Raw genomic sequence first — 16814 nt, 5'->3', positions numbered from 1 at the left:
GCGACACCGGCTACGCGGGCTCCACGGGCTCCGACACCCACACCGTCGGCCCGGCGGCGACCACCACCACCGTCGTCAGCAGCCCCGACCCCTCCGCCTACGGCGAGCCGGTCACCCTCACCGCCACCGTCGCCCCGTCATCCCCGGCACGGGCACCCCGGCCGGCACCGTCCGCTTCGAGATCGCCGGGCCGTCCGGCACCATCGTGCGGACCGGCCAACTGGACCCCTCGGGCCAGGCAGTGGTCCTCCTGCAGGATCTGGAGGCCGATGAGTACACGGTCACCGCGGTCTACGAGGGCGACGCCACCTTCGCCGGCTCCTCCGGCACCGACACCCACACGGTCGTCCGGGCCGCCACCAGCATCCTGCTGGTCTCCTTCCCCGACCCCTCCGAGTACGGCCAGAACGTCACCTTCGAGGCCCTGGTGTCCTCCACCGTCCCCGGCGGGCCGGTGCCGACCGGTACGGTCACCCTCACGGTGGACGCCAACACCGTGGTCCTCAGCCTGGACGCGACCGGAGTCGCGCGGTTCACCACCGCCACCCTGCCCGCCGGCAGTTACACCGCCAACGCCGCCTACAGCGGTGACGAGAACCACGAACCGTCCAGCGGCACCGACCCGCACACCGTGGACCGCGCCGCGACCAGCACCCTCCTCTCCTCCGCCCCCGACCCCTCGGCCTTCGGCGAGGAGGTGGTCTTCCGGGTGACGGTGAGCGCGGCCGGCCCCGGGGCCGGCATCCCCACCGGCTCCGTCACCGTCACCGACAGCGCCGGCGGCACCGTCACCCTGGAACTGGACGAGACCGGTTCGGCCGAGGTGCGCAACGCCGGCCTGGCGGTGGGAACCTACAGCGGGACGGCCGAATACCTGGGCGACGCCAACTTCGCGCCCTCGTCGGGCAGCGACACCCACCGGGTCGACCGGGCGGGGACCACCCTCACCGTCACCACCGGCCCCGACCCGTCCGTCCTCGGCCAGCCGGTGACGTTCACCGCCACCGCCGCCCCCACCGCGCCCGGCACGGGCACCCCGACCGGTACCGTCGTCTTCCTCGTCGACGGCACGGAGCTGGTCGGCACTCTGACCGGCGGCACCGCCACGGTCACCGACAACTCCCTGCCCGTCGGGACCTACACCGTGACCGCGAGCTACGCCGGAGACGCGAGCTTCACCGGCGCCACGGGCACCGACACCCACACCGTCACCGCCGCGGGCACCACGACCACCGTCACCAGCAGCCCCGACCCCTCGGTGTTCGGCCAGCCCGTGCTCGTCACGGCCCAGGTCCATCCGGTGACGCCGACGGCGCTCGTGCCCGGCGGCACCGTCACCTTCACCGTCTCCGGCGGGGGCGGCACCACCACCGTCCCGGTGGACACCAGCGGCATCGCCACTCTCACCCTGCACTCTCTGCCCGCCGGGCCACACGACATCACCGCCGTCTACAGCGGCGACGCGAGCTTCACCGGCTCCACCGGCACCGACACCCACACGGTCACCGCCGCGGACACCACCACCACCGTCACCACCTCACCCGACCCCTCCGCGTCGGGCACGCCCGTGGCCATCAGCGCCACCGTGACGGCCGACCCACCCGGCTCCGGCACCCCCATCGGTACGGTGTTCTTCACCATCGACGGCATCCCGCAGGCCCCCGTCACGCTGGGCCCGGACGGCACGGCGATGCTCTTCACCTCCTCGCTGGGGCTGACCCCGGACCCGCACGTCATCACCGCCGACTACACCAGCGACACCGCGAACTTCACCGGCTCCTCGGGCTCCGACACGCACCGCGTGGTGGTGAACCCGCAGACCGCCACCACCGTCGCCTCCGCGCCCGACCCGTCGGTCTTCGGGGAGGCCGTCACCTTCACCGCCACCGTGACGCCCTCGGGCCCCGGCCCGGTCCCCACGGGCACGGTCACCTTCACCGTCTCCGGCGGCAGCGGCGGCGGCACGTTCACCCGGCCCCTCGACGGCACCGGCACCGCCACCCTCACCCTCAACGGCCTCAGCGTCGCCACCTACGCGGTCACCGCCACCTACAGCGGTGACGCCGTCCACACCGAGACGTCCACCGGCATCGACACCCACATCGTGAGCCGCGCGGCCACGCTCGTCTCGGTCGGGAGCTCCCCCGACCCGTCCGTGTTCGGCGAGCCGGTCGCCTTCACCGCCACCGTGACGCCGGTGGCCCCCGGCACCGGCACCCCAACCGGCGAAGTGATCTTCACCGTCGACGGCGTCATCACGCTCACCGGCATCCTCTCCGGCGGCACCGTCACCGTCACCGACGCCACGCTTCCCGCCGGACCGCACACCGTGCTCGCCGAGTACGTCGGCGACGAGAGCTTCACCGGCTCCACCGGTTCCGACACCCACCAGGTCGACCGGGCGGACACCACCACGACGCTCACCACCTCACCCGACCCCTCCGTCTTCGGGCAAACGGTCACCGTGACGGCCGCGGTCGCGCCGGCCGCCCCCGGCGCGGGCACACCCACCGGCACCGTCACCTTCACCCCCGGCGGCGGCGGTGCCACCACCGTCCCGCTCGGCCCGGACGGCACGGCCACCCTGGTCCTCACCGCACTGCCGGCCGGGGTCCAGACCATCGACGCCGTCTACAGCGGCGACCCCGGCCACAATCCCTCCGCCGGCAGCGACACCCAGACCGTCCTCCAGGCGGACACGGTGACCACGGTCACCAGCAGCCCCGACCCCTCGGTCTTCGGGCAGCCGGTCCAGTTCAGCGCCACCGTCTCACCCGTGGCGCCCGGCTCCGGCACACCCACCGGCACGGTCGTCTTCCAGATCGCCGGGCCCACGACGACGACGCTCACCGGCGGCCTGAACCCGAGCGGGATCGCCACGGTGAGCACCGGCACACTGCCCGCCGGGGACTACACCGTCACCGCCACCTACGGCGGAAGCCCGGACTTCACCGGCTCCGCAGGCACCGACACCCACACCGTGGGCAGGACCCTCACCCAGACCTCGGTGCTCACCGCGCCGGATCCCACGGTCTTCGGCCAGGACGTGCTCCTCGAGGCCGTGGTCGCCCCCATCGCCCCGGGCCAGGGGATCCCCACCGGAGCGGTCACCTTCGTCGACAGCGGCGGCGGCTCCGTCACCGTCCCGCTGGACGCGACCGGCGTCGCCCGGACCACCACCAGCACGCTCCCGGCGGGGAGTTACCTCGTGGACGCGTTCTACGGCGGCAGCGCGGACTTCGCCCCGTCGAGCGGCGCGGACACCCACACGGTGGACAAGGCCGCCACGCGAACGGTCATCACCGTCACCCCCTCCCCGTCCGTCTTCGGCGAGGAGGTCCTGCTGCGGGCCGTGGTGACCTCCATCGCCCCGGGCGCGGGGGTGCCGACGGGCTTCGTCCTCATGACGGAACCCGGCGGTGTGACCTTCCTCGTGCCGCTGGACGCGAGCGGTGTCGCCGAGGTCCGCACCACGGAGCTCGCGGTGGGCTCGTACAGCGGCACCGCCACCTACCAGGGCGACGCCAACTTCCTGCCCTCCACCGGCGCCGGCACCCACACTGTCAACCGCGCCGACACCACGACCACGGTCACCACCGGCCCCGATCCGTCCGTCTTCGGGCAGGAGGTCACCCTCACCGCCACCGTGGCGCCGGTGGCCCCCGGCGCCGGAACACCCACCGGCACGGTCACCTTCACCGTCGACGGCACCACCACGCTCACCGCCGCCCTGTCCGGCGGCACCGCCACCGCCACCATCTCCACCCTGCACACCGGCCCCCACACCATCACCGCCTCCTACGCCGGCGACGCGAGCTTCACCGGCTCCAACGGCTCCGACACCCACCAGGTGGACCAGGCCGCCACCACGACGACCGTCATCAGCAGCCCGGACCCGTCGGTGTTCGGCCAACCGGTCGTCCTCACCGCCGCGGTGCAGCCGGTGCTCCCCGGCGCGGGGGTCCCCACCGGATCGGTCACCTTCGTCATCAGCGGCGCCGGCACGTTCACGGTCCCGCTGGACACCTCCGGCACCGCCACCCTGAGCACCGCCACGCTGCCCGCCGGGTCCCTCACCGTCACCGCCACCTACGGCGGCGACCTCGACCTCACCACCTCCAGCGGCACCGACACGCACACGGTTTCCCCGGCGGCGACCACCACCACGGTGACCACCAGCCCCGACCCCTCGGCGCTCGGCGACCCCGTCACCATCCGCGCCACCGTCACCGCCGACCCGCCCGGCTCGGGCACCCCCACCGGCGACGTGGTCTTCACCATCGACGGCATCCCGCAGACCCCGGTCCCGCTGGACGCGAACGGCACCGCCGTCCTCCTCACCAGCTCCCTCGGCCTGACCCCCGACCCGCACACCATCGAGGCCCAGTACCTGCCCGGCACCGGCGACTTCGCCGGTTCCTCCGGCTCGGACACCCACCGGGTGGAGGTCACCCCGCAGACCACGACGGTGGTCACCTCCTCCCCCGACCCCTCCGTCTTCGGCGAGACGGTGACCTTCACCGCCACCATCACCCCGGCCGGCGCGGGCCCGGTCCCGACCGGGACGGTGACCTTCACCATCAGCGGCGGTGAGGGCGGCGGGTCGTTCACCGTGCCGGTGGACGCGAGCGGCACCGCGACGCTCACGCTGGACACGCTGAGCGTCGCCGACCACGCGGTGACCGCCGCCTACAGCGGCGACGGGACGTACGATCCGTCCAGCGGCTCGGACACCCATCTGGTGAACCAGGCCGCCACGCTCGTACAGGTCACCAGCTCACCCGACCCCTCGGTCTCCGGCCAGGAGGTCACGCTCACGGCGACGGTGGTGCCCATCGCCCCCGGCGCCGGCACGCCGACCGGCCAGATCACGTTCACGATCGACGGCACCACCACGCTCACCGCCGCCCTGTCCGGCGGCACCGCCACCGTCACCATCTCCACCCTCACCCCCGGCCCGCACACCATCACCGCCGAGTACGCGGGCGACCAGAGCTTCACCGGCTCCACCGGCACCGACACCCACCAAGTGGACCGGGCCGGCACGGAGACCGCCGTCACCAGCGGCCCCGACCCGACGGTCTCCAGCCAGCCGGTGACGTTCACCGCCACCGTCACCGCCCAACCGCCCGGCGCCGGCGTCCCGACCGGGACCGTCACCTTCACCTTCGGCAACGGCAGCGGCACCGGGCCGACCGTGGTGCCGCTGGACCCCTCCGGCACCGCAACCCTGACCACCGGCGCGCTGCCCGTCGGCCACTACCTCGTCACCGCCACCTACAACGGCGACGCGGCCTTCACCCCGTCCTTCGGCGTGGACACCCACAACGTCGAACGGGCGGCCACCCGGATCGACGTCACCAGCAGCCCGGACCCCTCGGCGTACGGGCAGTCGGTGGTCTTCCTCGCCACGGTCGCCCCGGTGGCCCCGGGCGCGGGCACTCCCGGCGGCACGGTGGTCTTCGAATTCAGCGGGCCGACGACGCTGACCCTCACCGGCACGGTCGGCGTGAACGGCGTCGCGGAGGTGGGCACCGGCGAGCTCGACGCCGGGGAGTACACGGTCACCGCCACCTACAGCGGTGACAGCGGTTTCCTGCCGGTCATCGGCAGCGACACGCACACCGTCTCCCGGGCCGCCACCCAGACCGTGCTGGTGTCCACACCCGACCCGTCGGTCTACGGCCAGGAGGTTCTGTTCGAGGCCGTGGTGTCGGCCGTCCCACCGGGCGCGGGGACACCGACCGGCTCGGTCACCCTCGCCACCAGCCGCGGCGACAGTGTCGTCCTGCCGCTGGACGCCAATGGCGTCGCCCGGTTCACGGACAGCACCTTCCCGGCCGGCAGCTACACGGCCGACGCCTTCTACAGCGGGGACGCGAACTTCGCGCCGTCCAGCGGCGCCGACACCCACGTGGTCGACCGGGCCGCGACGGAGACGGTCATCACCGTCACGCCCACCCCGTCGGTCTTCGGCGAGGAGATCCTGCTGCGGACCGTGGTCACGGCGGTGTCCCCGGGCGCGGGCGTTCCCACCGGCACCGTGGTGCTGACCGAGCCCAGCGGCGTGTTCTTCACGGCGGAACTGGACGAGTTCGGTGTCGCGGAGGTCCGCACCACCGAGCTGGCGGTGGGCTCCTACAGCGGCACCTCCGCCTACCAGGGAGACGCCAACTTCCTGCCCTCCAGCGGCGCCGGGACGCATGTGGTGAACCCGGCGGACACCACGACCACCGTCACCAGCAGTCCGGATCCGACCGTCTTCGGGGAGCCGGCCACCTTCTCCGCCACCGTCGCACCGGTGGCGCCGGGCGGCGGCACCCCGGCGGGCGAGGTGACGTTCACCATCGACGGCACGATCACCCTGACGGGCACCCTGGTCGGGGGGACCGCCACGGTCACCACCAGTGCGCTGTCCACCGGTCCGCACACCGTCTCGGCCACCTACGTGGGCGCGGGGGACCCGAGCTTCAACAGCTCCACCGGCACCGACACCCACCAGGTCAACCAGGCCGGCACCACCACCACGCTCAGCAGCAGTCCGGATCCGTCCTACGTCGGCCAGCCCGTCGTCTTCACCGCCGCCGTCACCGCCAACGCACCCGGCAGCGGCATCCCCACCGGCACCGTCACCTTCACCATCACCGGACACGGCACCACCACCGTCCCCGTCGACACGGACGGAACCGCCCACCTCACCGTCAACACCCTCCCCGCCGGCGCCCAAACCGCCACCGCCACCTACAACGGCGACACCGACTACACCCCCTCCACCGGCACCGACACTCAGCAAGTCCTGGCCGCCCTCACCACCACCACCGTCACCACCAGCCCCGATCCGTCCGCCCTCGGCAGCCCCGTCACCGTCATCGCCACCGTCACCACCGACCCACCCGCCTCCGGCACCCCCACCGGCAGCGTCGTCTTCACCATCGACGGCACACCCCGGCCCCCCGTCCCCCTCGACCCGAACGGCAACGCCGTCCTGATCACGAGCGACCTCGGCCTCACCCCCAGCCCCCACCTCATCACCGCCGACTACACCCCCAACACCCCCGACTACACCACCTCCACCGACACCACCACCCACACCGTCGAACTAGCCCCCCAAACCACCACCACCGTCACCTCCACCCCCGACCCCACCGTCTACGGCGAAACCGCCACCTTCACCGCCACCGTCACCCCCAACGCCGCCGGCCCCACCCCCACCGGCACCGTCACCTTCACCATCAGCGGCGGCACCGGCGGCGGCACCTTCACCCAACCCCTCGACGGCACCGGCACCGCCACCCTCACCCTCGACACCCTCAGCGTCACCGAACACACCGTCACCGCCACCTACAACGGCGACACCACCTACGACCCCTCCACCGGCGCCGACACCCACCAAGTCACACCCGCCAACACCACCACCACCGTGACGAGCTTCCCGGACCCCTCGGTGTCCGGGCAGAACGTCACCCTCACCGCCACGGTGGCACCCGTGGCTCCCGGCGCCGGCACCCCCCAGGGCCTGGTCACCTTCCTCATCGACGGCACCACCACCCTCACCGCCACCCTCACCGGCGGCACCGCCACCACCACCATCAACACCCTCACCCCCGGCCCCCACACCATCACCGCCACCTACACCGGAACCGGCGACCCCAGCTACAACCCCTCCACCGGCACCGACACCCACCAAGTCAACCCCGCCAACACCACCACCACCCTCACCAGCAACCCCGACCCCTCCGTCTACGGCCAGCCCATCGTCTTCACCGCACAGGTGCTCCCGGAGGCCCCGGGGACCGGTATCCCGACCGGAACCGTCACCTTCGTCATCAGCGGCGGCGGGGGAACGTTCGTCCGTAACGTGGACGAGACCGGCCACGCCACGCTGACCGTGCCCGTCCTCCCTGCCGGGAGCTACACGGTCACGGCCACCTACGGCGGCGACACGGGCTTCAACCCGTCGTCCGGGACGGACCCCCACACGGTGAACGCGGCCGACACCGCGACCTCGGTCACCGGCACACCGAACCCCTCGGTCTTCGGGGAGCCGGTCACCTTCATCGCCGTCGTCCAGTCCGTCTCCCCCGGCAGTGGCACCCCCACCGGGGATGTCGTCTTCACCATCGGCGGCGGAGGCGGGGGAAGCTTCACGGTGACGCTGGACACCGACGGCATCGCCCAACTCACCCTCAGCACCCTGGATGTGGGCCCGCACACCGTCACCGCCGACTACGAGAGCGACGACGGCAACTTCAACGACTCCACGGGCGGCACCACGCAGATCGTCAACCTGTCGCCGACGACCACCACGGTGACCTCCGCGCCGGACCCCTCGGTCTTCGGGGAACCCGTCACCTTCACCGCCACCGTGGCCGCGACGGTGCCGGGCGCCGGCACGCCGACCGGCACCGTGACCTTCGTCATCGACGGCATCACGACCGTCACCCAGCCGCTGGTGGCCGGCGTGGCCACCCTCACCAGCAGCTCGCTGGAAATCGGTCCGCACACGATCCAGGCGTCCTACAACGGTGACGCGCTCTTCGCGGCCTCCGGCGGCGCCGACACTCACACCGTGGACCGGGCGCCGACCACGACTGTCTCCGCCTCGTCCCCGAACCCGTCCCTTCCCGGCCGGCTGGTGACCTTCACGGCGACGGTGACACCGGTGCCCCCGGGAACCGGAACTCCCACCGGCACCGTCACCTTCGTCATCGGCGGTGGCGGCGGCGGAACCTTCACCGCACCGCTGATCGGCGGCGTGGCCACCATCACGAACCGGGGCCTGACGCTCGGCCCGCACACCGTCACCACCACCTACAACGGCGACGCACGTTTCGCCCCCTCCACCGGCTCCCACGTCCACACGGTGGCCAGCGCCTGACACGGCCCCGTGCCCCGGCCGGCCGCCCAGCCCTGCGGCGGCCGGCCGGGGCACGGCCTGATCGTGCCGCGCCCGGGGCTCCGGGCCGGCCTCCGGCGCCGGTCTACTTCCCGCCGCCGGCAGCGGGGCGGCCGATGCGCACCCGCCAGGTCTCGGGTCCCTCCTCCAGGTAGTCCCAGGTGAAGTCGCCCTTGTGCTCGGCGTCGAACTGGTAGTACAGCGGCTTCGGGTCGTGGTCGTTGACGAGCACGAAGCCCTCGCCGGTTCCCAGCGCGGTGTAGTTCTCGAAGATCAGCGCGTGGCGGCGGGCAGGTGCCTCACTGCGCACGTCGAGCTGCTTGTCCTCAATGGCCATGGCGGTCTCCTTCGCGTTCTCCGACCGCGGACACGGGGTGTGGCGCGGACGTCCCGGTTACGGGCCGGCGGGCCGGACGGTGCGTGGCCCTCGGGACGGCCGCACAGCCACCGTCCCGATCACCGCACACCACCATTTCACCAAGCCTGGCTCGTTTTAACCAAGAGAACTGTATAAAACCATCCGGACAACACGGAAGGCGGGGTGGGGCGAGACCCGGGCGGGCCCTGTATCAGCGGACGACGTCGAAGACGTTCTTCTGCACGCCGTTGGCATAGGCCTCGTGCTCGACCAGCTTCAGCTTCTGCGTGTCCTTGTCCGTCGTGCTGAAGAGCCGCTTGCCCGCGCCGAGCAGGAGCGGGAAGACCAGCAGGTGGTAGCGGTCGATGAGGCCGGCGTCCGAGAGGGCGCGGTTCAGGGAGGCGCTGCCGTGGACGATGATGGCGCCGCCCTCGGTCTCCTTCAGCGCGGCGACCTCGTCGAGTGAGCGCAGGATCGTCGTCTCGCCCCAGTCCGAGACGAGGTCGTCCTCGCCGAGGGTGGTGGACACGACGTACTTCGGCATCACCTTGTATCCGGCGAAGTCCTCCATGCCGGGCCACACCGGGCTGAACGCCTGATAGCTGATCCGGCCCAGCAGCATCGCCGTGGCTTCCTCCTGCTCGCGGTCCTTGATGTCGTATGCCTCGGGGAGGAACTCGACGTCCTTGAAGGTCCATCCGGCGTTCCGGTAACCGGGCTCGCCGCCCGGGGCCTCCACGACGCCGTCGAGCGACATGAAGGCGGTGCTGATCAGGGTGCGCATCTCAGTTCCTCGGTGTCTCGTGTCCAGCTTTCGGCAGAGTCGGCCGGCGCGGGTTCCCGCCGCACTCGCGGCCGCGGCGCACCAACCATGATCTCTGACCGCCGGGCCCGGAGAAACTCATCGGCCGCCGCCCCCCCTTTTTCGGCGGATTCGGCGATCCCGGCCACCCCGGGGAGCGAGCCCCGCACCTCCCGGCCGCGAGAGGTACCGGCGGCGCGGCAGGGACGGCCGGCGCTCCGGCGCAACGGAGGCCATCGGAGCACCCGCCGGGCGACCGGGCGCCCCGGGTCCCGTCGGGGATGCCCGGGGCGCGTGCTGCCGCCGCTGCACGAGGCACGGGCGGGCCGGCCGGATGGTCCGCGCTATCCGTGCTGCCCGGGCCGGTAGTCGCCGGCAGGCTGCTGGGTGATGACGTTCAGGCGGTTGAAGGTGTTGATGACGGCGATGTGGCACACCAGGACCGCAAGCTGATCCTCGTCGTAGTGCTTGGCCGCGTTCGCCCAGACCTCGTCCGGGACGCCACCGGCCGCGTCGGCGACACGGGTGCCCTGTTCGGCCAGCTCCAGCGCGGCGCGTTCGGCCTCGGTGAACACCGTGGCCTCCCGCCAGGCCGCGACCAGGTTGAGGCGGGTGGAGGTCTCCCCCGCGTGCGCGGCCTCCTTGGTGTGCATGTCGATGCATCCGGCGCAGCCGTTGATCTGACTGGCGCGGAGCAGTACCAGCTCACGCGTCGCGGGCGGCAGCGTCGATTCCGTGAGCGACTGGGCCGCCGCGATGAGGTGCTTCAGGAACGTGCCCGCGACGGGACTGCCGAAGGGGTTCAAGCGAGCTTCCACGGTGAACTCCTGTGTCGTTGCCGGTGGTTACACCTCCTCGACGGAACGGCCCGGCGGGATGTGACAGGAGCGAAGGTGACGTGCGTCTCCCCGGGCGCGCCCCCGGCGGCGGTGTGCGGAGAACCCACTGCTTTGTGCCAGGTGGCTCTGCCCGTTCGGCCGGGAGGCCGCCGTCACCGCAGGCGGGCCGGAGGTGGTTCGACGACGGCGTCGGTGCCGTGGTCGCGGGTCGCGCGCAGGGACGCGAGGAGTTGGAGACGCTCGGCGTCCGCGCTGCCCGGTTCGGCCGTGTAGACGAGGAGGACGGGACCCGGGTTGCCGGGCAGCGGGTAGCTGTCCCAGTTCAGGGTGATCTCACCGGCCTCGGGGTGCCGGAAGAGTTTGGTTCCGTGGACGGTCTCCCGCACGTCGTGGCGGGCCCACAAGCTCCGGAAGTCTGTGCTGTGGATACTCAGTTCGCCGATGAGCGTCGTGGCGCGCGGATGACTCGGATCCTCCGCGACGGCGGCGCGCAGCATGCCGATGTAGTCCAGGGCGAGGCGTTCCCAGTCCGGGCAGCGCAGGCGGGCCTCGGGATCCCGGAACAGTTGGACGACCATGTTGCGTTCCGCCGGGGGCACGGTGGCGGGATCGCCCAGCAGGGCTTCGGCCAGCCGGTTCCAGGCGAGCACGTCGAGGTGGCGGCCGAGCACCAGCGCAGGAGTGGCCATGACGTGCAGCAGCCGCCGGGTGCTGTCGGGGACGCGTTCGGGACCGCGGCGGACGGGAGCGGACGCCGCCGGCCGGCGCGCGGCCCGGGCGAGGCCGAACAGATGCCGGCGTTCCTCGTCGTCCAGGTCCAGTGCGGAGGCGATGGCATAGAGGGCGTCATCGGACGGCCGCCCCCCGCGGCCCTGTTCCAGGCGCTGGTAGTAGTCGGTGCTCAGCCCGGCCAGCAGGGCGATCTCGTCACGGCGCAGGCCGGTCACCTTGCGCCGGCCGCCCGGTTCCAGGCCGACGTCCTGTGGACGCAGCCGGCTGCGCCGGGCGCGGAGGAAGTCGCCCAGTTCTCGCGCGTACGGATGATCGGTGGCCATGCCCCCAGTGTGCGCGCCGGTCTCCGCCCGAAGGTAGGTCCGGCATTCCCAGGCAACGGTGTACGACGAAGCCGGGGCCGCCCGTTCCTACTCTCGTCGCGAACGGTCCCCGACAGTCCCGGCATCCCAGGAGCATCACCATGGCCGCATGGAGCACCCGCCAGATCCCCGACCAGCACGGCAGAACAGCCGTCGTGACCGGCGCGAACTCCGGCCTCGGCCTGGTCACCGCGACCGAACTGGCCCGGCACGGGGCGCAGGTCGTGCTCGCCGTGCGCGACGTCGCGGCCGGCGCGCGGGCCGCCGCCCTCATCGGGGACGCGGTGCCGCGGGCACGGACCGAGGTGCGCGGACTGGACCTGGCCTCGCTGTCCTCGGTCCGGACGTTCGCGAAGGAGCTGACCGCCGACTACCCGGCGGTGGACCTGCTGGTCAACAACGCCGGACTGGTACTCCTCGGCCCGGCACACACCACGGCCGACGGATTCGAACTCCATCTCGGCACGAACATGCTGGGCCACTTCGCCCTCACCGGCCTGCTGCTGGACACACTCGCCCGGGCCGACGCCGCCAGGGTGGTCGGCCTCAGCTCCATCACCCACAAGAACGCCCGCCTCGACTTCGACGACCTCATGTCACAGCGCGCCTACGACGCGGCCCGCGCGTACGGCCGCTCCAAACTGGCCACCACCGTCTTCGGCCTGGAACTCGACCGCCGGCTGCGCGCCGCCGGCTCACGGATCACCAGCGTCCTCGCCCACCCCGGGCTCTCCCGGTCCAATCTCACACCCCGGGCCTGGGAACATCGCGGGCGCGCGGGACGGATCGTCGCACGGGGCGGCCTCCTGCTGACCCAGCCCGCGGAGCGCGGAGCACTGCCCCAGCTCTTCGCCGCGACCGCGCCCGGTGTCCGCGGCGGACAGTTCTTCGGACCGTCCGGGCCCTGGGAGCTCCGCGGCGACGTCACCGAGGTCCGCCCCAGCACCGAAGCCGCCGCACCGGCCACCGGACAGCGCCTGTGGACCGCCGCCGAGAACCTGACCGGCGTCGCGTACCTCTGACCGGACGCCACGGCCGGTCCCGGACTCGGATGAGGATCCCCGCGGGAGCTCTCGGCACAACTGGTCGTAGCCCAGCGAGACACGCGGAGCTACACTGGTTTCATGAAAACGATCAGCCAGCGCGAGTTCCGCAACAATTCCGCGGCCGTCATGGACGCGGTCGAGGCGGGCGACGTTTACCACATCACACGGAACGGCACGGAGGTCGCCGAACTGCGCCCCATCCGCCGCAGGCGCGGACTGAGCGCCGAGGAGCTCGTGGAGCGGCATCGCGGACTCCCCCGTGTCGACTATGCGGCTATGCGCCGGGAAGGAGACGAGTTCTTCGGCTCCGAGGAGCGCGTCGACGAGGACCCGTGGCAGCGCCACCGTGGCTGACCGCTTCCCCTCCGGGGTTCTGGACACCTGCACCTACATCGACCTGGGTCTGCTCGATCCTGCGGCCCTGCCCGCCACTCCCGAGCTCACCGCCGTCACCATGGCCGAACTGCAGCAGGGCGTGGCGGTGGCCCAGGACCCCGCGGTCAGGGCTGCAAGGATGGAGAAACTGGGGGCAGCCGTCGCCGACTTCGATCCCCTGCCCTTCGACGGCGACGCTGCCGCGCGCTACGGCACTCTGGTGTCTCTCACCCTCGCAGCCCACCGCAATCCCCGGCCCCGCAGACTGGACCTGATGATCGCCGCAATCGCCTCCGTCCACGGTTTGCCGCTGTTCACCCGCAATCCGGATGGCTTCGAAGGGCTCGACAGCGCGGTGACCGTCGTAGCCCTCTGAGCTGCCCGCCGCGGGGACGGGAGACGCCGGGAGCACCGCCCCCGGGCGGAGCCGGGCGCCCCGGGTCCCCGTCGAGGGATGCCCGGGGCGCGTGCTGCCGCCGGTGCACGAGGCACAAGCGGGGCCGGCGGGCCGGCCGGACGTGCCGCGTCACCCGTGCCGCACCGGCCGGAGGGCCGGTTCGCCGCCGGCCGTGCGCCGGCCGCGACCGGCTAGGAGTAGTTCCAGCGCTGCCCGTCGGCGCGCTCCTTGCAGTAGATGATCCGTCCGCCGGCGTCGTGGGTCTGCATGCCGAGGTGCTTGTTGGCGCAGAACTGGCCGGCCCGGTAGCAGTTGCCCGCCGGGGACGTCAGTTCGCACCCTCCGGCCCCCTGGCCGGTGTCGCCACTGCTGCCGGAGCCGCCGGAGTCTCCGCCCGACGAGCCACCCGGCGAACCGCCGGATCCGCTGTCGCGCGCCGGGGCCGGCGGGGTGTAGGAGGGGTCGTTCGTCCGGTCCTTGTAGGCGCCCTTCGCCGACGGGCAGGAGCCGCCCTCGACCACCGTGAGCTTCGTCTTGGTCCCGGGCTTGATGTCGCTGCCGGCCTTGAGTGACTGGAAGCAGACCGTGTAGTCGTCCGGGTCGTCCTCCACGTCGGCCGGGGCGACGGTGACGTCCTTGTACGCCGAGTCGGCACTGATGCCGTCCTCGCTCAGCCCGGCCTTCGTCAGCGCCGTGACGGCCTTGGCGTAGACCGCGCCGGTGACGTCGGGGGCCTGGGGCCACGCCAGGGCGCCGCCGTCCTTCTTCGGGCAGAGCGCGCCCTCCTCGACGGCTCCGTAGTCGACCGTGCCGTAGCCGATGTCCTCGAAGCAGACCGTCCAGCTCCCGGAGGGGTCGGCGTCGCCCTTGTTGGCGTTGTGCGCGGACGGGGTGTACCCGGCGGCCTCGGCCGCCTTCCGCGCCTTCCCGAGCTGTGTTCCCTTCTGGGACGGCATCCGCTCCGGCTTCGCCGTCACGGTCGTGGTGGCCGTCGCCGTGACCGTTTTCCTCGGCTCCGCCTGAGGATCTCCTCCGGAGCAGGCCCCGAGCAGGGCGACGGCCAGGAGGCCGAGGACAGCGGATCGTCCGCGTGTCACGGTCCGGCCGGCTATCCGCTGTCTCCGCGGTGCCTTCCGCCCGGTGTGCAGGTGTGTCATGACGTACTCCCCCTGATGCCGCCCGCAGATGTGATGAACTGCGGTGCAGCTTAGCCTTGTTGACACAGTCAAGAGGCGATACGTCGGATACCCGCGAAATTTTGCCCGTCGGTGAAGGACCCGGCGGCAGGCGAGCGGCTCCGCCGGGACCGGACGGACGCCGCGCCCCCGCACGCGTCCGGTCCCGCTGCCCGGGTGTCCTGGCGGCAGCGGGGCCGGCTCCGGTTCACCAGGTGTGCGCCACGTCGACCACGAGGTGGTTACCCGTCTGGAAGACCCGGAACGGCAGCCGGGCGCGGACGCCCAGCCCCACCTGGGTCTGGCCCTCGAAGCTGCCGGCGACCACGACGTCCCGGAAGGTCCGGTACCCGTCGACGTTCACCTTCGTCTCCGGCAGGGTCGGCTCCATGGTTTCCGGGTCGTAGGCGGGCGCGAAGGCCACGACCTCCAGAATCGCGCCGCCCTTGACCGGAATCAGGTCACCCGAGCCGTCCTGGTGCACCTGGCTGACGTAGTGGACGTAGTAGCCGATCCGGTCGGCCGCCGTGCCGTCGATGTCGAAGACCAGACGGTCGTAGCAGTCGTGCCGCCCGCTCCTGATGCCCACCAGCGGCCGGTAGTCCGAATCCCACTCGGCCTTGACCATGCTCCCCCAGGTCACGGAGCAGTTCTCCGCAGCCGCCGGGGCTGCGCCCGCGGCCGGAGCCGTGGCCGCCGCCAGACCGGCGACCGCCAGAATCAGTGCGGCCAGTGTGCCGCTCAGTCGTCGCATGACTACCCCCCAGTAGTTCGCTGTACCTCTGTGACCGGTGAGACAAGCGACGCCCTCGAATTGTTGCCCGACATACCGGCCAACCTGGCACGGTCCCCGAGCGGTACCCCGTGGGAGCGGGGAGCCGCGGCTCCCCGCCCGCGTGCGGGAACGGAGCCGGTTCCGCGGGGAGTCAGGGCTCCGGGCGGCCGAGCGCTCGTCCGGGGCGCACGAGCATGAACGGCGGCCCCGCCCACGCGCCCTGTGATTGGCGGCTTTCGGCCTGACCCTCCGGGTCCGGGAGGGGCACAATGGCAGGAACATGCCATAGGAGCCCGCCGTGAGGAGCCGCATGCGTTCCGAGAGCCCCCTTCGCACCGCCGTCCGGGCCGTCGTCGTCCTGGCGCTGCTCCTCGGCTGGTCCGCCTCCGCCGGGCCGGCCGCCCATGCCGGGGAACGAGCGGGGCAACAGGCGGCCTTGACGGTGCGCGGGGGCGACACCCTCTACAGCAACGGCACCCGCTGCACCGTGGGCTTCAACGCCCGCTCCGGCTCCACGGTGTACGCGTTCGTGCCGGGCCGGTGCGCACAGGCCGCCGGCACCACCTGGTACGCCGACGCCGCCCGGACCGTCGATGTCGGCGTCACCGCAGGAGTGAGCTTCCCGGGCAACGACTACGCGAGCATCCGGTACACCAACACGGCGGTCGCCCACCCGGGCGAGATCTCGCTGGGCGCCGGCGCCGGTACCCGGGACATCACCAGCGCGGCGCATCCCGTCGTCGGGCAGGCGGTCTGCCACGTCGGGCGGATCACCGGACACCGCTGCGGAATCGTCCAGGCCGTGAACGTCACCGTCAACTACAGCGGGGGAACCGTCTACGGACTGTTCCGGTCCACCATCTGCTCCGAGCCCGGAGACGCCGGCGGTCCCGCCTTCTCCGGCGGCACGGCTCTCGGCGTCATCGTCGGCAGCAGCGGGAACTGCAGCTCGGGAGGGGTCACCTACTACCAGCCGGTGACCGAGTGGCTGTCGGCGTACGGCCTGAGCGTCTACTGAGCCGGCCGAGCCGCGCCGACCGGGCGGGCGGAAAACGGC

At 72.3% G+C, this 16814-nt stretch carries 11 protein-coding genes; 5 read left to right on the top strand and 6 right to left on the bottom strand.

The features are described from left to right. Positions 1–139: 139 nt before the first annotated feature. Positions 140–8878, top strand: coding sequence for an Ig-like domain-containing protein (locus LIX60_RS31585; RefSeq protein ID WP_308102108.1), 8739 nt, complete (start codon positions 140–142; stop codon positions 8876–8878). A gap of 103 nt (positions 8879–8981) precedes the next feature. Here the strand turns inward: LIX60_RS31585 and LIX60_RS27695 are convergent, their stop codons facing one another. The 4 genes from LIX60_RS27695 to LIX60_RS27680 all read right to left on the bottom strand — a co-directional run bounded on the left by LIX60_RS27695 (position 8982) and on the right by LIX60_RS27680 (position 11950). After that, positions 8982–9233, bottom strand: coding sequence for a DUF2249 domain-containing protein (locus tag LIX60_RS27695; protein WP_227961664.1), 252 nt, complete (start codon positions 9231–9233; stop codon positions 8982–8984). 232 nt (positions 9234–9465) lie between these two features. After that, the gene (locus LIX60_RS27690; protein ID WP_227961662.1) at positions 9466–10038 is read right to left on the bottom strand and encodes a dihydrofolate reductase family protein; all 573 of its coding nucleotides are present in this window, start codon (positions 10036–10038) and stop codon (positions 9466–9468) included. 362 nt (positions 10039–10400) lie between these two features. Then, complete coding sequence (locus LIX60_RS27685; protein WP_227961660.1) at positions 10401–10874, bottom strand: carboxymuconolactone decarboxylase family protein; 474 nt, start codon at positions 10872–10874, stop codon at positions 10401–10403. Between the two features lie 173 nt (positions 10875–11047). Continuing rightward, positions 11048–11950, bottom strand: a complete 903-nt coding sequence (locus LIX60_RS27680) for a helix-turn-helix transcriptional regulator (protein ID WP_227961650.1) — start codon at positions 11948–11950, stop codon at positions 11048–11050. A gap of 140 nt (positions 11951–12090) precedes the next feature. Here LIX60_RS27680 and LIX60_RS27675 point away from each other — a divergent pair, with 140 nt between their 5' ends. From LIX60_RS27675 to LIX60_RS27665, 3 genes are all read left to right on the top strand, one after another. After that, positions 12091–13011, top strand: a complete 921-nt coding sequence (locus tag LIX60_RS27675) for an oxidoreductase (RefSeq protein WP_227961648.1) — start codon at positions 12091–12093, stop codon at positions 13009–13011. 102 nt (positions 13012–13113) lie between these two features. Beyond that, positions 13114–13389 (top strand): type II toxin-antitoxin system Phd/YefM family antitoxin, encoded by a 276-nt coding sequence (locus tag LIX60_RS27670; protein WP_019708782.1) that lies wholly within the window; start codon positions 13114–13116, stop codon positions 13387–13389. Beyond that, on the top strand, positions 13382–13786 hold the full coding sequence (locus LIX60_RS27665) for a type II toxin-antitoxin system VapC family toxin (protein ID WP_227961646.1): 405 nt from the start codon (positions 13382–13384) through the stop codon (positions 13784–13786). Before LIX60_RS27670 ends, LIX60_RS27665 begins: the two co-directional genes overlap by 8 nt. A 212-nt stretch (positions 13787–13998) precedes the next feature. Here LIX60_RS27665 and LIX60_RS27660 read toward each other — a convergent pair whose 3' ends face one another. Beyond that, complete coding sequence (locus tag LIX60_RS27660) at positions 13999–14904, bottom strand: PASTA domain-containing protein (RefSeq protein ID WP_227961644.1); 906 nt, start codon at positions 14902–14904, stop codon at positions 13999–14001. Positions 14905–15190: 286 nt separating this feature from the next. Further along, a complete protein-coding gene (locus LIX60_RS27655; protein WP_227961642.1) occupies positions 15191–15736 on the bottom strand; it encodes a hypothetical protein in 546 nt (181 codons plus the stop codon). Positions 15737–16067: 331 nt separating this feature from the next. Between LIX60_RS27655 and LIX60_RS27650 the strand changes: the two genes are divergently transcribed. Then, positions 16068–16775, top strand: a complete 708-nt coding sequence (locus LIX60_RS27650) for a S1 family peptidase (protein ID WP_227961641.1) — start codon at positions 16068–16070, stop codon at positions 16773–16775. Positions 16776–16814 lie beyond the last annotated feature (39 nt).

The organism is Streptomyces sp. S07_1.15, assembly GCF_020739505.1.
GTDB lineage: Bacteria > Actinomycetota > Actinomycetes > Streptomycetales > Streptomycetaceae > Streptomyces > Streptomyces xinghaiensis.
This window is presented reverse-complemented; position numbering and strand designations above follow the sequence as displayed.